Consider the following 23,777-nt stretch of genomic DNA (forward strand, 5'->3'; position numbering starts at 1 on the left):
GTCAGCCGCCGATCAACGGCAGCGGCGGGAAATCGTGCCCCTCCCACAGCCGCCGGGAGGTCTCCTCCGGGTACGGGCGCACCTCCGGCTCCACGTCCAGCACCTGCACCAGCCTGCGTTCGCTGTCGTACGCCGGCCAACCCGGGTCTCCGGTCCTCGCGAAGGACGTCCACGAGGTGTGGAAGCGCGCCGTCAGCGCCCGGGCCTCGGCCGGCACCTCCACCCCCGCGAAGAGCAGGTTCCCCAGGTCCGCCCCGTAGGTGCCGAACAGCAGCGGGATGTCCAGGCCGTGGCACGCGCCCAGGGCGCCGCCGCCTCCGGGGGCCGGCCAGGTCAGTTCGTAGACGTGGGCCCGGCCGCCGCCCGCCACCTGAGCCTCGGCCAGGTGCAGGGAGGGTATGTGGAACAGCCAGTCCGACTGCACTCGCTCGTACAGCTCGCTCGGGTCGGCCTCCGGGAACGCCGACCGGTAGGCGTGTTCGCCCTCCGCTCCCCCGCCCGGGGCGAACAGACGCAGGGCGGCCGTCGCCTGCTCCTCGGTCACCTTGCCCAGCAGGCCGCCCATCGCGAGGAACAGGCGGAACTCCTGCGCGTTGTGACCGACGATCAGCTCGACCTCCCGTGCGGCGCCCGCCGCCAGGGCCTGCCAGGGGGTCGTCGGCAGGATCTCGCCGTCGACCACGGGGGAGAACGGGGTGACCGTGGGCGCGACCTGCCCCCAGCGGTCCACCCGCTCCGCCATCTTCGCTCCCAGCGCCGCCCCGGCCTCGGTCAGCTTGCGCGGGTCCACCGTCGCCAGGTCGGCGGCCGTCGGACGCAGACCCGCCTCCGCGGCGATCTCGGTCGCGAGGTCGCGGGCCAGTTCGTCGGAGAAGTAGGTGCCGGGCACGCTCTGCGCGATGGCCCGCCCGAACAGGCCCCGCGCGCTCGGCATGGCCAACAGCGCGGCCACCGAACCGGCGCCCGCCGACTCGCCGAAGACGGTCACCCGGCCGGGGTCGCCCCCGAACGCCGCGATGTTGTCCCGGACCCACTCCAGCGCGGCGACCTGGTCGAGCAGCCCCCGGTTGGCGGGCGCGCCCTCGATCCGCGCAAACCCCTCTATCCCCACCCGGTAGTTGAAGGTGACGATGACCAGATCCCCGGCGCGGGCGAGATGCTGCGCGTCATAGCCGGGGCTGCCGGAGTGACCGAGCTTGTAGGCGCCCCCGTAGATCCACACCATCACCGGCCGACCCGCCGACGGCGACTGCGACCCGACGTCCGGGGTCCAGACGTTGACCGTCAGCCAGTCGTCACCCGTAGGCGCGTCCAGCACTCCCGTCCGGCCCTGGATGCCCGCCTCCTGCGGAGGCGGCGGGCCGAAGGCGTGCGCATCGCGGACGCCGTCCCACGGGTGGGGCGGACGGGGAGCCTGGAAGCGGGCCTCGCCGACCGGGGGTGCGGCGAAGGGCATCCCGCGGAAGACCGCGAGGTCCTCCTCACGGCGACCGCGCACGGCTCCGGCGGCGGTCTGCACCACAAGCTGTTCGGCGGACGCGGGGATGTCGGGGGTGTCGGGGGCGGCGGGTGTCGTCATCGATCACTCCTGGAAGGACGACTGCTCAAGGGCAGTTGCTCAAGGACGGCAGTTCAGGTGCGGCTGCTCGTGGAACGGGCCGTGGTCGGCGAAAGTGCCGGAAGCGGCCGTCACCCCTCGTGTGGGTGACGGCCGCCGCTTGCAGGTCAGTCGGTCACGCCCGCACCGGCGCGGCCTCCTCGACCTCGTCCGTCGCCGCGGGCTCGGCCGCGACGGCCTTCCGCTTCGGGATGAACGTGGCGAGGAGGAAGGCCAGCAGGGCCGCTCCCGCGCCGATGGCCATGACGACCTTGAAGCCGTTCTCGGAGGGCAGCGCGTACCCGCCGAAGTCGGTGGTCATCTGGGCGAGGATCACACCGGCGATGGCGCTGGCGAAGCTGGTGCCCAGGGACCTCATCAGGGTGTTGAGGCTGTTGGCCGCGCCCGTCTGGGAGGGGTCGACCGCGCCCATGATCAGGGCCGGGAGGGCGCCGTAGGTGAAGCCGACGCCGGCGCCGATGATGCAGGACACCAGGATCAGGTGCCACACCTCGGACATGAGCAGGATGTTCAGCCCGTAGCCGGAGGCGACGATCAGCGCGCCGATCATCAGGGTGACCTTGGGCCCCTTGGCCTTGGTGATCTTGGCGGACGCGGCCGACATCACCATCATGACCAGACCCTGCGGGGCCAGCACCAGGCCGACGGTCAGCATCGACCTGCCCAGGCCGTAGCCGGTCTGCTCGGGCAGCTGCAGCAGCTGGGGCAGGACCAGGGACATGGCGAACATCGAGAAGCCGAGGGCGATCGAGGCGAGGTTGGTGAAGAGCACCTGGGGCTTGGCGGTGGTGCGCAGATCGACCAGCGGCTGCTTGGCCTTGAGCTCCCAGACGCCCCAGGCTCCCAGGATCACGACGGCGGCGACGCCCAGGCCCAGCGTCGTACCGGAGGTCCAGCCCCAGTCGGCGCCCTTGGACACGGCCAGCAGCAGCGTGATCAGACCGGCCGAGAGCCCGAGCGAGCCCACGAGGTCGAAGCGTCCGCCGACCCGGTTCTTCGACTCCGGGACGAACATCAGGACGAGCAGAAGAGACACGACGCCGAGGGCCGCGGAGGTCCAGAAGAGGATGTGCCAGTCCCAGCGGTCCGCGATGAACGCGGCGGTGGGCAGACCGAGCGCGCCGCCGACACCGAGGGAGGCGCTCATCACCGCCGTCGAACCGGCGAGCTTCTCGGCGGGGACCGTGTCCCGCAGGATGCTGATGCCCAGCGGCACCACGGCGGCCGACAGGCCCTGCAGGGCGCGGCCGACGATCATCGGCACGAGCGAGTCGGCCAGGGCGCAGACCACCGAGCCGGTCACCAGCAGCACGATGCTGACCAGTAGCATCCGCCGCTTGCCGACCATGTCGCCGAGGCGTCCCACGACCGGGGTGGCCACGGCGGCGGCGAGCAGGGTGGCGGTGACCGCCCAGGCGGTGTCGGAAGCGGGCGCGTCCAGCAGCTTGGGCAGCTCGGGGACGATCGGGATGACCAGCGTCTGCATCAGCGAGACGACGATCCCGGCCAGGGCCAGCACCGCCACCACGGCGTTCGACCTCGGTGGGGCGGATGTTCCCGCCGCAGCGGGTCGGGCAAGGGCGTCGGACATGACAGGGCCTCCGTCGGATGCGCGAGGGGTTTGAACTGCTTGACTCAAGCAAGCTTATGCAGATTGATTGAGTTAAGCAAGCGAAACCTGCCACGGCGGTGCCCGCACCGAATGACTCGGCCGCACCCACCCGCCTTCAGCCCTGCTCAGCCGTGCTCAGCCCGCTCTCAGCCGTGCCGCGCGATGATCTCCCGAGTCCGCTCCTCGTCCAGTTCGTAGACGGTCTCGTGGGCCCGCGGATCCCGCGCGTGGAGGGTGTGGAAGATCGGCCCGGTCGCCCCGCCCAGCTCCACCAGGGACGCGGACGCGCCCCGCACCGCCCGCTCGGTGCCGGGCGCGGTGGCCAGGTCGATGCGGTTGACGACCCCGGGCGTCACCCACACCGGCACCGACGCCAGGAAGCCGCACAGCTGAAGGTGGAAGTGCCCGGTCAGGACGGCCCGTACGTCACTCCCCCGGATCGCCTCCGCCAGCACCTCCGGGTCCCGGAGCCCGAAGACCTGCTGGGTGGCCGAGACGCCGAGAGCGATCGGCGGGTGGTGGAAGGCGAGGACGGTGCCGTGCTCGGCCGGTGTGCTCAACACGTCCCGCAGCCAGTCCAGTTGACCCGCGCCGAGCCGGCCGTACACCTTCCCCGGCACCAGCGAGTCCAGGGTGACCAGCCGCCAGCCGTCGACGGTGCTGACGGCGGCCCGCTCGGCGCCGGGGTACTCCAGCACGGCGTCCGCGTGCCCGTTGCCGAGCACCTTTGTGAAGGCGGACCGCTCGTCGTGGTTGCCGGTGGTGTAGAGGACGGGCGCGTCCAGCGAGCGCGCGAACCCGCCGACGAGCTCGCGCACGATCAGGTACTCCTCCACTGCGCCGGCGTCGGCCAGGTCGCCGGTGACGACGACCACGTCCACGTCCCGCTGGTGGCGGAGTTCGTCGAGGATGAGCCGCAGGGAGTCGGTGGCGTCGACGCGCCGGCCTTCGGGGCCGTCGGTGCGCCCGATGTGGGTGTCCGAGAGATGGAGAATCCTCATCTCCCAGACACTACACAGCAGTTGAGCCGCAGATCAGAGAGATCGACGGCTCCGGACCTCAGGGTTCAGCTGAGGGTCTTCAGCGCGGCCGCGTCGTACGGCTTCAGCTCGTCGACCCGGCCGCCGAGGACCTTGGCGGCCCACTCCGGGTCCTGGAGCAGCGCACGCCCGACGGCCACCATGTCGAACTCGTCGCGCTCCAGCCGGTCGAGGAGGTCGTCGATGCCCTTGACCGGGGACCCCTCGCCCGCGAAGCCCTTGATGAAGTCGCCGTCGAGGCCGACCGAGCCCACGGTGATGGCCGGACGGCCGGTGAGCTTCTTCGTCCAGCCCGCGAGGTTGAGGTCGGAGCCGTCGAACTCCGGGAGCCAGTAACGGCGGGTGGAGGCGTGGAAGGCGTCGACGCCGGCCGCGGCGAGCGGGGCGAGGATGGCCTCCAGCTCCTCGGGGGTCTCGGCGAGCCGAGCGTCGTAGGCCTCCGACTTCCACTGCGAGTAGCGGAAGATGATCGGGAACTCGGCCGAGACGGTCTCGCGGACGGCGGCCACGATCTCGGCGGCGAACTTCGCACGGTCCACGTGGTCGCCGCCGTAGGCGTCGGTCCGGCGGTTGGTGCCGGCCCACAGGAACTGGTCGAGCAGATAGCCGTGGGCGCCGTGCAGCTCGACGCCGTCGAAGCCGATGCGCTCGGCGGCGGCCGCGGCCTCGGCGAACGCGCCGATGACGTCGTCCAGGTCGCGCTGGGTCATCGCCTTGCCGGCGCCCTCGGTGCCGTCGAGGCGCAGGCCGGAGGGGCCGACGGCCGGAGCGTCCGCGTACGGCGGCTCACCCTGCTTGCGCACCATGCCGATGTGCCACAGCTGCGGCACGATCGTCCCGCCGCCCGCGTGCACGGCCTCGGCGACCTTCGCCCAGCCCGCGAGCTGCTCCTCGCCGTGGAACCGGGGAATCCGGTCGCTCTGCCCGGCGGACTCGTGCCCGACGTACGTCCCCTCGGTGACGATCAGACCGACACCGGCCGCGGCGCGCCGGGAGTAGTACGACGCCACGTCCTCGCCGGGAATGCCGTCCGGCGAGAACATACGGGTCATGGGCGCCATGGCGATGCGGTTCGGGACGGTCAGTCCGTTGATGGAGACCGGCCGGGAGAGGATCTCGGCGGCGCGCTCGGGGGCGGAGGCGGGAACGGGCTGGCTGACGCTCACGTGGGGGGCTCCTCTTGACGGGGACGATGGACCGACTGGTATGTGCACATGCATCAAGTGCCTCTGCAACGGAAACTCCCCCGCCCCCGCCCGCATTCCGGCCCGCGCGGGATACGCCCTGTGATCCCGGCCACCCACGGACGCGGCCGGCGCACATGAACAGGGGGGAGCGCTCCCACGTGAAGAGGAGCATGAGATCCATTGAACTGTTTTATGCTGAAACGGGAAGTTCCCGTTCCGCTTCCCGTTCCCCCTCCCTGTTGTCTTCCTCTTCCTCGCGATCACCCGCTCACCGGGACCGGGCGGCGGCGGGCGGTAGGGGTGGCATGTCGCGGCTGGGCTGGCTGGACGCGCTGCGCGGGATCGCGGCGCTCGTCGTCGTGTTCGACCACTCGGCGTACGCCTTCATGGCTGAGACACGGCAGGCCCTGATGCCGGAGTTCAACACCAGCCGCTACGGCATCATGGTGTTCTTCCTGGTCAGCGGCTACATCATCCCGGCGTCGCTGGAGCGCCGAGGCTGCGTCCGGACGTTCTGGATCGGCCGGCTGTTCCGCGTGTACCCGCTGGCCACGGCCGTCGTGGCAGCGGTCCTGACCGCGCAACTGCTGGGCTTCGCGGAGCTGCGCACCGACTTCGGCGGCCAGAGCCCGCTGACGGCGGCCGCCGCCCACGCCACCCTCCTCCAGGAGCTGCTGGGAACGCCCAACCTCCTGCTCGTCCTGTGGACGCTCTCCTACGAGATGGCCTTCTATCTGCTGGTCGTCGCCCTGTTCACGGTCCGCCGGCACCAGCGGTCGGCAGCGGTCTCGGCGACCCTGGCGGTACTGGCCGCGGCGAGTGCGGCGGCGGGGGTCGCACTCCCCGCCTCCGCCCTGTCCGACCGGCTCGGCACCGGCTCCCTGATCGCCTTCACCGCGGTCGCCCTGCTGCTCGCCGTCTGCTGCGCGAGTTCCGCTTCCCGGGTGCTGCAGGTCTTCGGAGGCGTCCTGGGCGGGCTGCTGGCACTGGCCCTGGTCGCCCTCAACGGCACGGTCCCCCTGTGGGAGGGCCTGGTCATCCTCGCGGTGATGTTCCTCGGCACGGTCGTCCACCGAGCCGAACACGGCCGGACCACCTGGCGGTACGCGGCCGCCACGGCCGTCCTCGTGATCGGCTGCGCGGTGGCGAGCGCGTCCTGGCACGGTGACGGAACCCATGCCACCCAGCGCGGCTGGATCACGGCCTTCCTCCTGGCCGTCCTCACCTTCGGCATCGGCCTGGCGCTGCGCAACCGGCGCATACCGCGCGCGCTGCTGGCACTGGGCACGATCAGCTACTCGCTCTACCTCGTGCACCCGGCCCTGCTGGCGGTGACCGACGCCACGATCGGCCGTCGGCCCCACGACAACCTCCTGCTCGAAGCGGCGTTCTTCGCGGCGCTGCTCCCCCTGAGCGCACTGACCTACCGCTGCATCGAAGCCCCGGCCCAGAACTGGGGCCGCCGACTGGCGCGGGTGAGATCAGCCCCCGCAACCGCCCCGAGGCTCAAGCATCCAGCTCCGAGCCCTGTTTGCAAGGAACGGGTGGAGGGCGTCAACCCACCCTCCCACCCGGCGAGTTGACGCGGAGCGACCGACCTGCCACGGAAGGTCACCACGCTCTAGCGTGCGCATAACGAAACAGCCCCCGCCAGGTGCTACCAACACCTGCGGGGGCCTGACCTACAAGATCGAAAGCAGTGGTCGATCCGTGGCTGACGCCAAGCTTAGTGCCGACCTCCCGCCCGTGCACGCATCCCCGCACCCGATGGCCAATCCGGGTTACGGAAAGCGCTCCGCACCGGGCCAACTCCGCCGCACCCATCACGACTTCGCGCACCTCCCGCCCCGCGAGGCGGCCATCGCCGCGTACATCGACCGGCTCCCCGATGGCACGGACATCTCGGTGAAAACGCTGGCCAAGACGACTCCGTACGGCCAGTGCGCGCTTCGCACGGCGCTCAACCGGATCCAGGCGGCCCGGCACTTGAGGCGCGGCCGGGAACGTCTGGAGGCCGACTCGGGCGAGTCCCGCTGGATCACCCGATCGTGGTGGTCGCGTACCGCACGGGACGACGACTGGTGGACAAGGTTCACGCGCGGCGACGTACCGGAGCCGGAACAGCCACCGGACCCGGACCGTCGCCCCACCCGCTCCCGCGCCCACATCCTCCTCGCCGCCCTGGGCCGCACGGCACCCGCGCTGTCCCTCTCCGCCGCCGACTGCGCGCAGCTCGCTCCGCTCGTGGAGGAGTGGTTCGCGCGCGGGGCCACGGAGGAGACACTCCGCATCGCCCTGACCGCCGGCCTGCCCACACCGGTGCACAGCCCGGCGGCCCTGCTCCCTACCTCCTCATCGACCGTGAAAACAACAGCGTCGTCGTCTACAGCGACCCCAAGGACGGCCACTACCAGCAGACCGCCTCCTACCCCTGGGGCACCGCCGTCGAGCTTCCGCCCCCGGTGAGCATCACCCTCGACACCGAGGAACTGAAGGAGTACGCGGGCTGAAACGCCCGAGGGCGGCACCCCCCGTTTCCGGGAAGTGCCGCCCTCGGTCCGAAGGACAGGCGATCGACCAGAGGTCGATCAGAAGTCCATGTCACCGCCCGGCATGCCGCCGCCGGCCGGCGCGGACGCCTTCTCCGGCTTGTCGGCGATGACGGCCTCGGTGGTGAGGAACAGCGCGGCGATGGAGGCCGCGTTCTGCAGCGCGGAACGCGTCACCTTCGCCGGGTCGATGATGCCCTCGGCGATCATGTCGACGTACTCGCCGGTCGCAGCGTTCAGGCCGTGACCGACCTGGAGGTTGCGGACCTTCTCCACGACGACGCCACCCTCGAGACCACCGTTGATGGCGATCTGCTTGAGCGGGGCCTCCAGGGCGAGCCGCACGGCGTTGGCGCCGGTCGCCTCGTCACCCTCGAGCTCCAGCTTCTCGAAGACGGCGGAGGCCTGGATGAGCGCCACGCCACCACCGGCGACGATGCCCTCCTCGACGGCGGCCTTCGCGTTGCGGACGGCGTCCTCGATGCGGTGCTTGCGCTCCTTGAGCTCCACCTCGGTGGCGGCGCCGGCCTTGATGACCGCGACACCGCCGGCGAGCTTCGCCAGGCGCTCCTGCAGCTTCTCGCGGTCGTAGTCCGAGTCGCTGTTCTCGATCTCGGCGCGGATCTGGTTGACCCGGCCGGCGACCTGGTCCGAGGAGCCGGAGCCGTCGACGATGGTCGTCTCGTCCTTGGTGATGACGACCTTGCGGGCCTTGCCCAGCAGGTCCAGGGAGGTGTTCTCGAGCTTGAGACCGACCTCCTCGGAGATGACCTCGCCACCGGTGAGGATGGCGATGTCGTTCAGCATCGCCTTGCGGCGGTCGCCGAAGCCCGGGGCCTTGACCGCGACGGACTTGAAGGTGCCGCGGATCTTGTTGACGACCAGGGTCGACAGGGCCTCGCCCTCGACGTCCTCGGCGATGATCAGCAGCGGCTTGCCCGACTGCATGACCTTCTCCAGGAGCGGGAGCAGGTCCTTGACGTTCGCGATCTTGGAGTTCGCGATCAGGATGTACGGGTCGTCGAGGACGGCCTCCATACGCTCCATGTCGGTGGCGAAGTACGCCGAGATGTAGCCCTTGTCGAAGCGCATGCCCTCGGTGAGTTCCAGCTCCAGACCGAAGGTCTGGGACTCCTCGACGGTGATGACGCCTTCCTTGCCGACCTTGTCCATCGCCTCGGCGATGAGCTCGCCGATCTGGGTGTCGGCGGCGGAGATGGAGGCCGTGGAAGCGATCTGCTCCTTGGTCTCGACATCCTTGGCCTGCTCCAGCAGGGCACCGGAGACGGCCTCGACGGCCTTCTCGATACCGCGCTTGAGAGCCATCGGGTTGGCGCCGGCGGCCACGTTGCGCAGACCCTCGCGCACCAGGGCCTGGGCCAGGACGGTCGCGGTCGTCGTGCCGTCACCGGCTACGTCGTCCGTCTTCTTCGCGACTTCCTTGACCAGCTCGGCGCCGATCTTCTCGTACGGGTCCTCGAGCTCGATCTCCTTGGCGATGGACACACCATCGTTGGTGATCGTGGGGGCGCCCCACTTCTTCTCGAGGACGACGTTGCGGCCCTTGGGGCCGAGCGTCACCTTCACGGCGTCCGCGAGCTGGTTCATGCCGCGCTCGAGGCCGCGCCGTGCCTCCTCGTCGAACGCGATGATCTTGGCCATGTGAAGTGGTCCTCCCGGACTGGGGTGGATTGCTCCGGACCGCGCTGGCGCCCGCGACGGACGGCTCGCCGGCCTGGCGGTTCCTTGCCCCACCTGGCCTGCGGGCCTCACCGACCCGGTCCTTCTTTGTCACTCTCACCTGCAGAGTGCTAACGCCAATGATTAGCACTCGGCATGGGCGAGTGCAAGCGACTCGGGAGGATCCGCAGGTGAACAACGGTGCGGCCAGCGGGGCGCGAGAGGCACCGGACGCACCGAAGGGCTCGTACCCCCCAGGAGGTACAAGCCCTTCGGATGTGACGTACAGAAGAACGACGCTGTCAGTCGGCGCGCGCTTCAGCCGGTCGCGAGACGGACCATGTCCGCCTGCGGCCCCTTCTGACCCTGCGAGATCTCGAAATCGACCCGCTGACCCTCTTCCAGGGTGCGGTAGCCGTCCATCTGAATCGCGCTGTAGTGGACGAAAACATCCGCACCACCGTCGACCGCGATGAAGCCGTACCCCTTCTCCGCGTTGAACCATTTGACGGTGCCCTGAGCCATGCCTAACTCCCCTATTACTGGCCCTTGCACAGATCCACACTTCGCGGATCCGGGTCAGACCTCACCCCCCAACGATTGGGGGCGTGCGCCGGAACGCGTCGACCGCGGCTGAATGTATCTGTCCAACTGCCCTCTGCAACAGGTCACTTGGACGAGAATTCTGGACGCAAAGGATCCGGAATGTGGCGAGAATTCGCCTGAATTCAGGGCAAGTCGGGCCCTACGAAAGCCACAAAAGCCGCGAAAGGTATACACACTTTGGCTGCTTCTTATCGGGCACGGGGCAGAAATCAAAGGCTCCGGATCCGGTGATCCGGACCGGGTTCCCCAACTGTACCGCGCTCAACCACACTGAATTGCCCCCTCCGCTTCTATCGCGGAGAGGGCAATTCGATGAACGCTCGGTAATCGCTGTTACCGACGGTTACTACCAACGGGTACTGAACAGCGGTCAGTCGCCGCTCGGCAGCCGCGCAGCCGCCGCTCAGCCGCCCGCGACCGCCGGGATGATCGAGACGCCGGCGCCGTCCGGAGTCGGCGTCTGAAGCCCCTGCTCGAAGCGGACGTCGTCGTCGTTGACGTACACGTTGACGAACCGACGCAGCTTGCCCTGGTCGTCGAGAACGCGGGCGGCGATGCCGGTGTGGTTCTTCTCGAGGTCGGCGATGACCTCGCCGAGGGTCGCCCCCTCGGCCTTCACCTCGGCCGAACCGCCGGTGTAGGTGCGCAGGATGGTGGGGATGCGGACGGTGACGCTCATGACTTTCGACCTCCGGTCAGGTGGAGCGCCCCCGCGGGGGCGCAGGGCAGTGACTAGCCGAGACCCGCGTCGCGGAACGACTCGAGGTTGGGCCGAATCGTCGCGGTCAGTCCCGTGCCGGCCACCGCGTCGAGCGTCTTGAGACCGTCGCCCGTGTTCAGCACGACCGTAGTGAGCGTCGGGTCGAGAAGACCGTTCTCGATCAGCTTCCGCGTCACACCCACCGTCACTCCACCGGCGGTCTCCGCGAAGATGCCCTCGGTCCGCGCCAGCAGCTTGATCGCGTCGACGATCTGCTCGTCCGTCACGTCCTCCACCGCACCGCCGGTACGACGCGCGATGTCGAGCACATACGGACCGTCCGCCGGGTTGCCGATGGCCAGCGACTTGGCGATGGTGTTCGGCTTCTGCGGACGGACGACGTCATGCCCCGCCTTGTACGCGACGGACACCGGGCTGCAGCCCTCGGCCTGAGCGCCGAAGATCTTGTACGGCTTGTCCTCGACGAGCCCGAGCTTGATCAGCTCCTGCAGCCCCTTGTCGATCTTCGTGAGCTGCGAGCCGGAGGCGATCGGCACGACCAGCTGGTCGGGAAGCTCCCAGCCGAGCTGCTCGCAGATCTCGTACGCCAGGGTCTTGGACCCCTCCGCGTAGTACGGCCGCAGGTTGACGTTGACGAAGCCCCAGCCCTCGCCCGCCGGGTCGCCGATGAGCTCGGAGCAGAAGCGGTTGACGTCGTCGTAGTTGCCCTCGATGCCGACGAGCTCGCCGCCGTAGACCGCGGCCATGACGACCTTGCCCTGCTCCAGGTCGTGCGGGATGAACACGCAGGAGCGGAAGCCCGCGCGGGCCGCCGCGGCGCCCACGGCGCCGGCCAGGTTGCCGGTCGAGGAGCACGAGAGGGTGGTGAAGCCGAAGGCGCGCGCCGCCTCGATGGCCTGCGCGACGACGCGGTCCTTGAAGGAGTGCGTCGGGTTTCCGGAGTCGTCCTTGACGAAGAGCTTTCCGGCGTCGACGCCCAGTTCACGGGCGAGGTTGTCGGCCTGGACGAGCTTGGTCCAGCCCGGGTTGATGTTCGGCTTGTCCGCGACGTCGGCCGGGACCGGCAGGAGGGGCGCGTAGCGCCAGACGTTCGCGGGTCCCGCCTCGATGCGCTTGCGGAGCTCCTCCGTGTCGTAGGAAGAGAAGTCGTACGCGATCTCGAGCGGGCCGAAACACTCCTCGCAGGCGAAGACGGGCCCGAGGGGGACGCGGTGACCGCACTCACGGCAGTTCAACGCCGCGGCCGGACCGAGGTCGACGGCAGAGGCGGAGCTGGAGGCGGAGGAAACGGTGGATTCGGTTGCAACGTTCTGCGCAGCCATGTGAGGGGAGGCCCTTTCTCCTCATCTTCCTCACGACGCACTTCGCCGTGAGACGGATTTGGCACCTTCCCGAGCCGGGAGCCTCACCACGACGACGTGGTCAGACCGGCTGGAGGGTTGCCGGGGCTTCATCGGGCCGTATCCCTCTGCCCCTCTGGATGAGCGGTATTCGGTTGTTGATCTCAATGAGTGCGTTGATCTCATTGAACAGTGGACGACCTTGGACATGCGATGGTCATCCGCGTTGTTCAAGACTGTAACCGAAGCCCAGGATCGTTGAGATAGTCGTCCGAACCGCGAGATGTGAGGAGCCGCCGTGCTGGAAGAGGTCGAGCGCTGGCTGGCCACCCGCTCCTGGTCGGGGACCGATCGCCCGCTGCACCGGATCCTGGCCGCCAAGCGCGCCACGAACCAGTCGGTGTCCGTGGTGCTGCCCGCGCTGAACGAGGAGGAGACGGTCGGCGACATCGTCGCGATCATCCGCCACGACCTCATGCAGCAGGTCCCGCTCGTCGACGAGATAGTCGTCGTCGACTCGGGATCGACCGACCGGACCTCCGAGGTCGCCGCGGCGGCCGGAGCCCGGGTCGTCCACCGGGACGACATCCTGCCGCGCATCCCGGCCGTGCCCGGCAAGGGCGAGGTCCTGTGGCGCTCGCTGCTCGTCACCGGCGGGGACATCGTCTGCTTCATCGACGCCGATCTGAAGGAGTTCTCCTCCGACTTCGTCTCGGGCATCGTCGGCCCGCTGCTGACCGACCCCGAGGTGGACCTCGTCAAGGGCATGTACGACCGTCCGCTGGGCGGCGCGGCCGGCCAGGGCGGGCGGGTCACCGAGCTGATGGCCCGGCCCCTGCTCAACATGCACTGGCCGCAGCTGGCCGGGTTCGTGCAGCCGCTCGGCGGCGAGTACGCGGCCCGCCGCAGCCTGCTGGAGCAGCTGCCCTTCCCGGTCGGCTACGGCGTGGAGCTGGGCATGCTGGTCGACGCCCTGCACCTGGTGGGCCTGGACGCCCTCGCCCAGGTCGACGTCGGCGTCCGCAAGCACCGCCACCAGGACGGTCAGGCCCTCGGCCGGATGGCCGCGGCGATCTACCGCACCGCCCAGCTCCGGCTGGCCCGCGGGCATCTGATCCGCCCCTCCCTCACCCAGTTCGAACGCAGCCCGGACGGCTTCGAACCGCGCACCTACTCCGTGGACACCGAGGAGCGGCCGCCGATGGCGGAGATCGCGGAGTACCAGTCCCGCAAGGTCGCGTAACACCGCACACCCGTTGTATACGTCCTGGCCACACAGGGCGACCGTACGTTTGAGCGTTTCCGGAGCGGGCTAGGTTGAGGTCTATGGCTACCACCGGTGGAGCTGCTCAGGTCCTGGTCGCGTCCAACCGCGGCCCGGTCTCGTACACGGTCGACGAGGGCGGCTCGCTGCGCGCGAAACGCGGCGGCGGCGGGCTGGTCTCCGGCCTGTCGGCCATCGGGCCGGACGCGGGCGCGCTGTGGGTGTGCTCGGCGTTGTCCGACGGCGACCGGGAGGCGGTCCGGCGCGGGGTCGGCGAGGAGGGCGTGCGCATGCTGCCCATCCCGGCCGATGTGCACGCCGACGCGTACAACGGCATCGCGAACTCGGTCCTGTGGTTCATCCACCACCTGCTCTACCAGACCCCGCTGGAACCGGTCTTCGACGCGGAGTTCCGCCGCCAGTGGGCCTCGTACGAGACGTACAACCACGCGTTCGCGGAGGCGCTGGCGGAGGAGGCGGCGGACGGCGCGGCCGTCCTCGTCCAGGACTACCACCTGTGCCTGGTCCCGGGGATGCTCCGGGCACTCCGCCCCGACCTGCGGATCGCGCACTTCTCCCACACGCCGTGGGCCCCCACGGACTACTTCGGCCTGCTGCCCGCGGACATCCGGGAACAGCTGCTGAGCGGCATGCTCGGCGCGGACCGCCTGGGCTTCCTGACCCACCGCTGGGCGGACGCGTTCACCGCGTGCTGTGCGGAGTTCGCCGGGGGGCCGGGGAAGACGCAGGTCGGTGTGCACGGGCTCGGGGCCGACGCCGACTTCCTGCGGGAGCGCTCGCACCGGCCGGACGTCGAGGAACGGATCGCCGCCCTGCGCGAGGAGATCGGCGGCACGGACCGGAAGGCGATCGTCCGCGTCGACCGCACCGAGCTGTCCAAGAACATCGTGCGCGGCCTGCTGGCCTACCGGCAGCTGCTCGACGACCATCCCGAGTGGCGCGAGCGGGTCGTCCACGTGGCGTTCGCCTACCCCTCCCGCCAGGACCTCGCCGTCTACCGGGACTACATGGCCGAGGTGCAGCGCCTGACGGACGAGATCAACTCCGCGTACGGCACGCCCGGCTGGACGCCGGTCCTGCTGAACCTCAAGGACGACTTCGCCCGCTCCCTCGCCGCCTACCGCCTCGCGGACGTCGCCCTGGTCAACCCCATCCGCGACGGTATGAACCTGGTCGCCAAGGAGGTCCCGGTCGTCTCCGACGAGGGCTGCGCCCTGGTGCTGTCCCGGGAGGCGGGGGCCTACTGGGAACTGGGCGAGGACGCGCTCGTCGTCAACCCGTACGACGTCCTGGAGACCGCCCGGGCCCTGTACGAAGGGCTGACCATGAAACCGGAGGAGCGGGCCGAGCGCACGAAGCGGCTGTCCGCGGCGGCGACCGCGCTCCCCCCGGCCCAGTGGTTCCTGGACCAGCTGAACGCCCTGCGGGAGGCTCCCGGGGTTCAGCCGAGCTGAGCGGCCAGCTCCCGCAGCAGCGCCACGACCCCGGCGGGCCCGTCGACGACGAGGTCCGCGCGCCCGGCGAGTTCGCCGACCTCGGTGCTGCCGCTGCACACCAGCAGCCCGGGGACGCCGTCGGCGCGCAGTCGCTCGACGGCGGCGAAGGCGGGGAGGTCGCCGAGGTCGTCACCGGCGTACAGGACGCTCCGCGCGCCGGTCTCACGGACGTGCTCCAGCAGGGCCATGCCCTTGTCCATGCCCGGCGGGCGCAGCTCCAGGACCATCCGGCCGGGCTCGACGATCAGTCCGTGCCGGGTTGCGAGGTCGCCGAGGGGTGCGCGCAGCGCTTCGAACGCGGCCTGGGGATCGGCGGCGCGACGCGTGTGGACGGCGACGGCCTGGCCGGCCTTCTCCTCCACCCACACGCCCGGCAGGTCCCCGGCCGCCGCCAGGACCTGCGGGAGCTCGGCGCGGACGGCGGCGACTCCCGGGTGCGGGGCGGGGGCGGTCAGGGCGCCGGTGCGCGCGTCCCAGCGTTCGGCGCCGTAGAGCCCGAGGACGGTGAGCTGCGCGAGCCCCGCCACCCCGGCGAACCCGCCGTGCCGTACGGCGACCTCGGCGGGCCGCCCCGTGACGACGGCCACGGCCGCGATCTTCGGTGCGAGGGCCGCGAGCGCGGGCACGGCGTCGGGGTGCGCCCGGGCGTCCTCGGGGTTCTCGACGATCGGGGCGAGGGTGCCGTCGAAGTCGAGGGCGACGAGGGTGCGGGAGGGTTCGGCGAGGATCGCGTCGAGTGCGGTGCGTCCGGCTGCGGTGGTGGGTGCGTGGATGCCCATACGGCGACGATATCCACGCGCCGGACGCCGCGCGTCGGACTCCACGTGTCAGCGATCGGCTCGCCTGGTGTCCCGCACCCTTCTCAGTCTGTTCACCGTGACCGGGTCGTGGGCCAGTGCCCGGGTGTCGTCGAGGAGGGCGTTGAGGAGCTGGTAGTAGCGGACCGGGGACAGGTCGAGTTCCTCGCGTATCGCCCGTTCCTTCACGCCGGGCCCGGAGAACCCGCGCCGCTCCAGGGCGAGGATGCTGCGCTCCAGCGCCCCCAGCCCGCCCGCGTCCTCCGCCTCGTCCGCTCGCTGCTCCATACCCGCAAGGTAACGCGCACGACTGACACTCGACCCGGTCGGCTCACTCTCCCGAGGCGCTGTCCAGCGTCGTGGCCGTGGTCTGGAGCTCGCCCAGCACATCGGCCGGGTTGCCGTTCGCGGTGACGGCCTGGCCGATCCGCTTCTTGATCTCCGCGCTGACCTTCGCCCAGGAGGTCCGCCCGACGGGGTAGGACTCGGAGAGCGGGAGTTCCTCCAGGAACGGCTTGAGGTCGGCGTCCTCCTTGGCCGCGCCCATCACCTGGGAGGCGGAGTTGGTGACCGGCAGCAGGTCGTACTCGCGGGAGAAGTCGAGCACGTTCTCCTCGCTGTAGACGAAGTCGAGGAAGTCCCCGATCTGCTCGCCGTGCCCGTTCTGCTTGAACGCGGTCATCCAGTCGGCGACGCCCATGGAGACCTTGCTCGGGCCGTCGAGGCCGGGCATCGGCACCATGCCGAACTCGACGCCCTTGGCCTCGGCCGCCTTCATCAGCGAGGGGTGCCCGTTGAGCATGCCCACCTCGCCGGCGGCGAACGCGGTGAACGCGGTGGCCCGGTTGAGCTTGCCGGGCGCGACCGGCCCGGTCAGGCCCTTGCCGACCAGGTCGTTCTTCAGCCAGTTGAAGGTGTCGACGTTCTCGACGGAGTCGATGCTGTAGCTGCTGACGGTCTGGGAGTAGCCGCCCCCGCCGCTGAGCAGCCACTGCAGGGTCTCGGCCTGCGCCTCCTCGGAGCCCAGGGGCAGGGCGTACGGGTACTTCACGCCCTCGTCCTTGAGCGCCTTCGCGTCCTTGGCCAGCTCGGCCCAGGTGGTCGGCGGGGTGAGCCCGGCCTTCGCGAAGAGGGTCTTGTTGTAGAACAGCAGGCGCGTGGAGGAGGCGAACGGCATGCCGTACTGGATCCCGCGCACCTCGCCCGCGTTGGCGAGCTGGGACACGAAGTCGGCCTCGACGGGGATGGAGAGGACGTCGCCGACCTTGTAGAGCAGGTCGTCGGCCGCGTAGTCGGCGTACGAGCCGATCTGGGCCATGTCGGGGGCCTCGCCCGCGTCGACCATCGCCTTGACCTTGGCGTCGACGTCGTTCCAGGAGTACACGGTCACCTCGACGGTGACGCCGGGGTGCTCCTTCTCGTAGGCCGTGACGACTTTGTCCCAGTACTTCTCGGAGCTGTTGGCGCTGCTGTCGCCGTAGTCGGCGGCGACGAGTCTCAGGGTGACGTCGTCGGAGCCTCCGGTCAGCCCGCAGCCGGCCAGGACCGCCGCCATGCCGAGGGCGGACGCCGCCGCGATGGTCCCTGACTTTCGTGCCCGCTGCACCGAACCGCTCTCCATGACTCGTCCACTCATCCCAAACTGAATGTTCATACCAATGGATCCGTTATCCGGAGTAAGGTCTACACCACGCAATTGGACTAGACCTCTTGCGGGCCTTGGCGCGCACACTATCTCCAAGACCGGTAAGTGGACTAGACCTCTCGCGGGTCCTAGGTCCACACTGTTCCGGTGAGACATGTCATCGCCCTGGACGTGGGCGGCACCGGGATGAAGGCCGCCCTGGTCGGCGCGGACGGCGCGCTGCTGCACCGGGCCCGCCGAGCCACCGGCCGTGAGCGCGGCCCCGACGCGGTGGTCGCCGGCATCCTCGACTTCGCCGCCGACCTGCACGAACACGGCGTCGAGGAGTTCGGCGAGCCCGCATCCGCCGCCGGCGTCGCCGTCCCCGGCATCGTCGACGAGGCGAACGGCGTCGCCTCCTACGCGGCCAACCTGGGCTGGCGGAACGTACCGCTGCGCCAGCTGCTCACCGCCAGGCTCGGCGTCCCGGTCGCCCTCGGCCACGATGTGCGCACCGGCGGCCTCGCCGAGGGCCGGATCGGCGCGGGCCGGGGCGCGGACCGGTTCCTGTTCGTGGCCCTGGGCACCGGCATCGCGGGCGCGATCGGCGTCGAAGGCCGGGTGGAGGCGGGGGCGCACGGCTTCGCGGGCGAGATCGGCCACATCGTCGTACGGCCCGGCGGGACCCCGTGTCCGTGCGGGCAGCACGGCTGTCTGGAGCGGTTCGCGTCGGCCGCCGCGGTGAGCGAGGCCTGGGCGGCGGCCTGCGGGGACCCGGAGGCGGACGCCGCGGACTGCGCGAAGGCCGTCGCGTCCGGCGACCCGAACGCCGTCCGGGTCTGGCAGGGGGCCGTGGACGCCCTCGCCGACGGCCTGGTCACCGCACTCACCCTGCTGGACCCACGCGTCCTCGTCATCGGTGGCGGCCTGGCGGAGGCGGGGGAAACCTTGTTCACACCACTACGCGAAGCACTCCGCCGCCGGGTGACCTTCCAAAAACTCCCGGAGACAGTCCCGGCAGCCCTGGGCGACAGCGCCGGCTGCCTGGGCGCAGGCCTACTGGCCTGGGATCTCCTCAAGACGACTGACGGTATGGAGGTAACACCCTGATGGCCACCCCTCCAGGGGCGCGGGGAACTGCGCAAAAAGCCACGACGCACCCGCAGGTACTGACCGGCGCGAGGGTGGTACTCCCCACGGGCACGATCCCCAACGGCCGCGTAGCGATCGACGGAACCAGAATCACCGCCGACGCCACCCCTGGCGGACACGAACTCGACGTGTCCGGCCACTGGCTGGTCCCCGGCTTCATCGACCTGCACAACCACGGCGGCGGCGGAGCCTCCTTCTCCGGGACGGCCGAGGACGTCCAGAAGGCCATCCACACCCACCGGCTGCACGGCACCACCACCGTCGTCGCCTCGACCGTCACCGACGACATGGACGTCCTCGTCCGCCAGGCCGGTCTGCTGAGCGAGCTGGCCGAGCAGGGCGACCTGGCCGGCATCCACTTCGAGGGCCCCTTCATCTCGCCGTGCCGCAAGGGCGCGCACTCCGAGGCGCTGCTGCGCGACCCGGATCCGGCGGAGGTGCGCAAGCTGATCGACGCGGCGCGCGGCCGGGCGAAGATGGTCACCCTGGCCACGGAGCTCCCCGGCGGCCTGGACTCCGTACGGCTGCTCGCCGAGCACGGCGTGATCGCCGCCGTCGGGCACACGGACGCGACGTACGAGCAGACGGTTCAGGCCATCGAGGCCGGAGCCACCGTCGCCACCCACCTCTTCAACGCGATGCCGTCACTCGGTCACCGCGCCCCCGGCCCCATCGCCGCCCTGCTGGAGGACGAGCGGGTGACGGTCGAGCTGATCAACGACGGCACGCACGTCCACCCCGCCGCTCTGGAGCTGGCGTTCCGTCACGCGGGCGCGGGCCGGGTCGCGTTCATCACCGACGCCATGGACGCGGCCGGTTTCGGCGACGGCCGCTATCTGCTCGGCCCGCTGGAGGTCGAGGTCAGCGAGGGTGTGGCCCGGCTGGTGGAGGGCGGCTCGATCGCGGGCTCCACCCTCACCCAGGACCGCGCCTTCCAGCGGGCGGTGACGATCGACCGGCTCCCGGTGGAGGACGTGGTCGCGGCCCTGTCCGCCAACCCGGCCCGTCTGCTGGGCATGGACGACCGGATCGGCTCCCTGGAACCCGGCAAGGACGCCGACCTGGTCCTGCTGGACGAGAACTTCGAGCTCAAGGGCGTGATGCGCAAGGGGGATTGGGTGGTGGATCCCCAACTGGCCTGAAACGTCCGTCCACACAGGGACGGTGGCTGACCCGAGGACTGGGCCAGCCACCGTCCTTTTGGCATGATCAGGCCTCCAGAAGTACGCAAGCACGGCAGCGCACAACCAGACGTACGCAAACGCACGGCGAACGCCGGCAGTCGAGGGAGGTCGGCCCAGTGATCCTCACCGTCACGCTGAACACCGCTCTCGACATCACCTATCACGTGCCGTCCCTGCGGCCCCACGCCTCGCACCGGGTGACGGACGTGACGGAACGGCCCGGCGGGAAGGGGCTGAACGTCGCCCGGGTGCTCGCCGCCCTCGGCCACGAGGTGACGGTCACCGGTTTCGCGGGCGGCGCCACCGGCCGGGTCGTGCAGGATCAACTCACCCGCACGGCAGGGGTGGTGGACGCGCTCGTGCCGGTCGCCGGGGCCACCCGCCGCACGGTCGCTGTCGTCGACGCCCGCACCGGGGACACGACCCAGCTCAACGAGCCCGGCCCGGTCATCGCACCGGCCGAGTGGTCCGCCTTCCAGGAGGCGTACGAGGTGCTGGTCGCCGACGCCGACGCGGTGGCCCTGTGCGGCAGCCTGCCGCCGGGGGTGCCGGTGGGCGCGTACGCGGGGCTGGTGCGGACGGCACGGGCCGCGGGGACACCCGTCCTGCTGGACGCGAGCGGGGAGCCGCTGCGCCGGGGGATCGCCGCCCGCCCGGACATCGTCAAGCCCAACGCCGACGAACTGGCCGAACTCACCGGCTCGCACGAGCCGTTGCGCGCCACTCAGGACGCCCGTCGGCGCGGCGCGCAGTCCGTGGTGGCCTCTTTCGGGGCCGAGGGGCTGGTCGCGGCGACCCCGGAGGGCCGCTGGCGGGCCGTCCCGCCCGCCCGGATCCACGGCAACCCGACGGGCGCCGGCGACTCGGCCTCGGCGGGCCTGCTCTCCGGCCTGGTCGAACGCCTGCCGTGGCCGGACCGCCTGGCCCGCGCGCTGGCCCTGTCCGCGGCGACCGTACTGGCCCCGGTGGCGGGCGAGTTCGACCGCGCCGGCTACGAGGAGCTGCTCGGCCGGATCAGGGTGACGGGCGAGGCCACGGCGGCCTGAACCCGACGGCTCAGTTCTTGACCTGACCCGCCTTCAGATACAGCTGGTCGAGCAGGACGTTGCACTTGTCGCCGTCCTGGCAGGAGATCGAGATCGTGTTGGTGCCCTTGGTGAGCGTGGGCCACGAGTAGGTCTTCGTCCAGCCCTTGGCGAAGTCGCCGTCCGCGGCATGGGCGAAGTTGCCCAGATTGAACTTGCTGCCGAAGGTCTTGCCGTTGACCGTGAGCGTCATCGACTGGTCTTCGCCGGCCGCGCTGTAGTGCGCGAACAGGGTGTAAGTGCCCTTCGACGGGATGCCGTTGACCGTCCAGGTGACGGAGTTGCCGACCTGGTTGAGGTTGCCGACATAGGTGCCGCCGGCGGCGTCCGCGCCCTCGACGTCGGAGGCCAGCGCGGCCGAGCCGCCCAGGCTCAGCGCCTTGGCGTCGATCGTCGGCAGTTCGGCCGTCTCCTCCTCGCCGGTGGACGACGCGCTGGGCGAGGCGCTCTCGGAGGCCGAGGGGGCGGAGGAGGTCTGGCCGCCGGCGCTGTCGTTGTCGCCGGTGTCGGAGTCGCCGTTGGCCATGGCCACCGCGATGCCGATCACGACGGCGGCGACCACCGCGACCGCGCCGATCAGCAGGCCCTTGGTGTTGGGGCCACGGCCGCGACCGCCGCCGCCGGGCGTCGGCTGCTGCCGGCCCGTGGGGGGCCCGCCGAAGTTCTCGGGCGCCGCGTAGTTCGCGTTCGGCTGGCCGTACGCGCCCTGCTGCTGCGGGACCGTCGGCGGCTGTCCGTACTGCCCGTACTGAGCGGTCTGCTGCTGCGGCTGCTGCTGTCCGTACTTGCGCTCGCCGACCGCACGCACCCGGCTGACCGAGTTCGGGTAGCCGTAGCCACCGCCGGAGGGCGGCTGCGCGCCGTTGGCCTGGCCGTCGGCGTAGAGGTAGCCGAACGGGTCGTCGTCCTCGGGCGTGCTCGCGCCGTTATTGCCGGGCGTCATCCCTTCGTACTCCTCAACAGGTGCGGGGCTGATGCAATGCGGGGTCAGAATGGCGGTTCAGAAGGGCGAGCCTACCCGCTCCAGCTGCCCCAAACAGGTGACTCGGCTCGCACAGTGCCACTGACCTGGGACTCATCCCGCGCGTCTGTGCTGTTTGGGACGAGATCGTTTCTCGACGTACATCCGTTCGTCGGCGGACTTCAGCACTTCGTCCGCGGTCATCCCGCAATGCGCCCAGCCGATGCCGAAGCTGGCCCCCACCCGCACGGCCCGGCCCTCGGCGCGGATCGGCTGGATGATCTCGTTGCGCAGGCGTACGGCGAGGTCGGCGGCGTCGGCGCGGCCGAGGCCGTCGGCGAGGATCACGAACTCGTCGCCGCCGAGCCGGGCGACCGTGTCGCCGTCCCGGACCTGGCGGGAGAGCCGGCGGGCGACCTCGATGAGGACCGCGTCGCCCGCGTTGTGCCCGAACCGGTCGTTGATCGACTTGAAGCCGTCGAGGTCGCAGAAGAGGACCGCGAGCCCCTTCGCGCCGTCGTCGACGCCCTCTTCGGGGGCGGCGGTGTGCACATGGTGGTCGTAGCCGTCGAAGGACTCGGACCCGCCGGGCCGGTAGTCGAAGCCGTGGCCGTTGGCGTCGAAGGCGGCGTGGCCGTAGGCCGTGTCCATGGCGTCGACGGCCGCGGGGTGGGTGGACTGCGGGCGCTGACAGAGCCGGGCGGCCAGGCGCGAGCGCAGTTCGGCGGAGTTCGGCAGGCCGGTGAGGGAGTCGTGCGAGGCGCGGTGGGCGAGCTGGAGCTCGCGGCGCTTGCGGTCCTCTATGTCCTCGACGTGGGTGAGGAGGAAGCGGGGCCCGTCGGCCGCGTCGGCGACGACGGAGTTGCGCAGGCTGACCCAGACGTAGGTGCCGTCCCGGCGGCCCAGTCGCAGTTCGGCACGGCCGCCCTCCGCGGAGGTGCGGAGCAGGGTGCCTATGTCCTCGGGGTGGACGAGGTCGGAGAACGCGTAGCGGCGCATCGCGGAGGCGGGGCGGCCCAGCAGCCGACAGAGGGCGTCGTTGGTCCGGAGTATCCGCCCGTGCTGGTCGCCGCCCATCTCGGCTATCGCCATGCCGGAGGGGGCGTACTCGAAGGCCTGCCGGAAGCTTTCCTCACTGGCGCGCAGGGCCTGCTGCTCGCGTTCGAGTCTGACCAGTGCCCGCTGCATATTCGCGCGTAGACGTGCGTTGCTGATGGCGATGGCGGCCTGGAACGTGTACATCTGCAGCGCTTCACGGCCCCACGCGCCGGGCCGTCGGCCGTTGCGCGGCCGGTCCACGGACAGAACGCCGATCAGCTCGCCGCACGGGCCGCCGCTGCCCGGGGGCGCGGGCGTGTACATGGGCGCGAAGAGCCGGTCCGAGGGGTGCCATTCGTCCTCGAAGCGCGGCGCGGGCCCGTCGGTGTACCACTGCGGGACGTCGTCGTCGTCGAGGATCCAGCCCTCGGTGTGGGGTATGAAGATCAGGTCGCCCCAGGTCTCGCCCATGCCCAGGCGTCGGTCCCAGGAGTCGCGCGAGCCGACCCGGCCGGTGATGAGCGCCTCGGCGGCCGGATTGCCGGAGAAAGCGGCGACCACGAGATCGCCGTCGGGGCGCACGAGATTGACGCACGCCAGTTCGTACCCGAGTGCCGTTACCACGCCGTCGGCGACTGTCTGCAAGGTGTCCGCGAGGCTGCGCGCCGTGTTCATGTCGGCCATGACCTGGTGCAGCTGTCGCAGGGACGCAAGACGGACGTACGGCTCCGACTCGGTCTCCATATGTTTCGCCCTCCCCCCGAGACTTCGCAGCGAATCAAGGGTTGTCTTCGGCGTAACG

The 23,777-nt window shown here is 70.6% G+C and carries 20 protein-coding genes and 1 riboswitch; of the genes, 7 read left to right on the forward strand and 13 right to left on the reverse strand.

The annotated features are described in order from the left end of the window. Position 1 precedes the first annotated feature (1 nt). The 4 genes from ABZ725_RS18025 to ABZ725_RS18040 form a co-directional block, all read right to left on the reverse strand. Positions 2-1,579 (reverse strand): carboxylesterase family protein, encoded by a 1,578-nt coding sequence (locus ABZ725_RS18025; RefSeq protein WP_358803607.1) that lies wholly within the window; start codon positions 1,577-1,579, stop codon positions 2-4. Between the two features lie 154 nt (positions 1,580-1,733). Then, complete coding sequence (locus ABZ725_RS18030) at positions 1,734-3,209, reverse strand: MFS transporter (RefSeq protein WP_358803608.1); 1,476 nt, start codon at positions 3,207-3,209, stop codon at positions 1,734-1,736. 167 nt (positions 3,210-3,376) lie between these two features. Further along, complete coding sequence (locus ABZ725_RS18035) at positions 3,377-4,231, reverse strand: metallophosphoesterase (RefSeq protein ID WP_358803609.1); 855 nt, start codon at positions 4,229-4,231, stop codon at positions 3,377-3,379. A 65-nt stretch (positions 4,232-4,296) separates the two neighbouring features. Then, positions 4,297-5,436: an NADH:flavin oxidoreductase gene (locus ABZ725_RS18040; protein ID WP_358803610.1), complete on the reverse strand. Its 1,140-nt coding sequence runs from the start codon at positions 5,434-5,436 to the stop codon at positions 4,297-4,299. 326 nt (positions 5,437-5,762) lie between these two features. Here ABZ725_RS18040 and ABZ725_RS18045 point away from each other — a divergent pair, with 326 nt between their 5' ends. Next, on the forward strand, positions 5,763-7,040 hold the full coding sequence (locus ABZ725_RS18045; protein WP_358803611.1) for an acyltransferase: 1,278 nt from the start codon (positions 5,763-5,765) through the stop codon (positions 7,038-7,040). 184 nt (positions 7,041-7,224) lie between these two features. Next, positions 7,225-7,923: a hypothetical protein gene (locus tag ABZ725_RS18050; RefSeq protein ID WP_358803612.1), complete on the forward strand. Its 699-nt coding sequence runs from the start codon at positions 7,225-7,227 to the stop codon at positions 7,921-7,923. A gap of 122 nt (positions 7,924-8,045) precedes the next feature. Here the strand turns inward: ABZ725_RS18050 and groL are convergent, their stop codons facing one another. From groL to thrC, 4 genes are all read right to left on the reverse strand, one after another. After that, positions 8,046-9,668, reverse strand: a complete 1,623-nt coding sequence (groL, locus tag ABZ725_RS18055) for a chaperonin GroEL (RefSeq protein ID WP_351904467.1) — start codon at positions 9,666-9,668, stop codon at positions 8,046-8,048. A 336-nt stretch (positions 9,669-10,004) separates the two neighbouring features. Further along, positions 10,005-10,211, reverse strand: a complete 207-nt coding sequence (locus ABZ725_RS18060) for a cold-shock protein (protein ID WP_007493268.1) — start codon at positions 10,209-10,211, stop codon at positions 10,005-10,007. Positions 10,212-10,695: 484 nt separating this feature from the next. After that, the gene (locus ABZ725_RS18065) at positions 10,696-10,971 is read right to left on the reverse strand and encodes a MoaD/ThiS family protein (protein ID WP_358803613.1); all 276 of its coding nucleotides are present in this window, start codon (positions 10,969-10,971) and stop codon (positions 10,696-10,698) included. 53 nt (positions 10,972-11,024) lie between these two features. Next, positions 11,025-12,335 carry a threonine synthase gene (thrC, locus tag ABZ725_RS18070; protein WP_358803614.1) on the reverse strand — a complete coding sequence of 437 codons (1,311 nt, stop codon included), beginning with the start codon at positions 12,333-12,335 and terminating at the stop codon, positions 11,025-11,027. A gap of 18 nt (positions 12,336-12,353) precedes the next feature. Beyond that, positions 12,354-12,500: riboswitch (SAM riboswitch) on the reverse strand. A gap of 151 nt (positions 12,501-12,651) precedes the next feature. On the opposite strand from thrC, the gene ABZ725_RS18075 reads away from it, so the two are divergent. Next, entirely contained in the window at positions 12,652-13,596 is a 945-nt protein-coding gene (locus ABZ725_RS18075) for a glucosyl-3-phosphoglycerate synthase (RefSeq protein ID WP_358803615.1), read from the forward strand. Positions 13,597-13,679: 83 nt separating this feature from the next. After that, positions 13,680-15,092 (forward strand): trehalose-6-phosphate synthase, encoded by a 1,413-nt coding sequence (locus tag ABZ725_RS18080; protein WP_358803616.1) that lies wholly within the window; start codon positions 13,680-13,682, stop codon positions 15,090-15,092. On the opposite strand, the gene otsB is transcribed toward ABZ725_RS18080, so the two are convergent. From otsB to ABZ725_RS18095, 3 genes are read right to left on the reverse strand one after another with little or no spacing between them, the layout of a single operon-like run. Beyond that, positions 15,080-15,913: a trehalose-phosphatase gene (gene otsB, locus ABZ725_RS18085; protein ID WP_358803617.1), complete on the reverse strand. Its 834-nt coding sequence runs from the start codon at positions 15,911-15,913 to the stop codon at positions 15,080-15,082. The genes ABZ725_RS18080 and otsB overlap by 13 nt on opposite strands. 48 nt (positions 15,914-15,961) lie before the next feature. Next, complete coding sequence (locus tag ABZ725_RS18090) at positions 15,962-16,219, reverse strand: DUF3263 domain-containing protein (protein ID WP_358803618.1); 258 nt, start codon at positions 16,217-16,219, stop codon at positions 15,962-15,964. A gap of 43 nt (positions 16,220-16,262) precedes the next feature. Then, positions 16,263-17,552 (reverse strand): extracellular solute-binding protein, encoded by a 1,290-nt coding sequence (locus tag ABZ725_RS18095; protein WP_358803761.1) that lies wholly within the window; start codon positions 17,550-17,552, stop codon positions 16,263-16,265. 171 nt (positions 17,553-17,723) lie between these two features. On the opposite strand from ABZ725_RS18095, the gene ABZ725_RS18100 reads away from it, so the two are divergent. The 3 genes from ABZ725_RS18100 (at position 17,724) to ABZ725_RS18110 (ending at position 20,937) form a co-directional block, all read left to right on the forward strand. Beyond that, a complete protein-coding gene (locus ABZ725_RS18100) occupies positions 17,724-18,665 on the forward strand; it encodes an ROK family protein (protein ID WP_358803619.1) in 942 nt (313 codons plus the stop codon). Next, a complete protein-coding gene (gene nagA / locus ABZ725_RS18105; RefSeq protein WP_358803620.1) occupies positions 18,665-19,849 on the forward strand; it encodes an N-acetylglucosamine-6-phosphate deacetylase in 1,185 nt (394 codons plus the stop codon). Before ABZ725_RS18100 ends, nagA begins: the two co-directional genes overlap by 1 nt. Positions 19,850-20,007: 158 nt before the next feature. Then, positions 20,008-20,937: a 1-phosphofructokinase family hexose kinase gene (locus ABZ725_RS18110; RefSeq protein WP_358803621.1), complete on the forward strand. Its 930-nt coding sequence runs from the start codon at positions 20,008-20,010 to the stop codon at positions 20,935-20,937. A gap of 10 nt (positions 20,938-20,947) precedes the next feature. Here the strand turns inward: ABZ725_RS18110 and ABZ725_RS18115 are convergent, their stop codons facing one another. After that, positions 20,948-21,919: a carbohydrate-binding protein gene (locus tag ABZ725_RS18115; RefSeq protein WP_358803622.1), complete on the reverse strand. Its 972-nt coding sequence runs from the start codon at positions 21,917-21,919 to the stop codon at positions 20,948-20,950. Between the two features lie 132 nt (positions 21,920-22,051). Next, a complete protein-coding gene (gene cdgB, locus ABZ725_RS18120; RefSeq protein WP_358803623.1) occupies positions 22,052-23,719 on the reverse strand; it encodes a diguanylate cyclase CdgB in 1,668 nt (555 codons plus the stop codon). Positions 23,720-23,777 lie beyond the last annotated feature (58 nt).

The organism is Streptomyces sp. NPDC006872 (genome assembly GCF_040635845.1).
Lineage (GTDB): Bacteria > Actinomycetota > Actinomycetes > Streptomycetales > Streptomycetaceae > Streptomyces.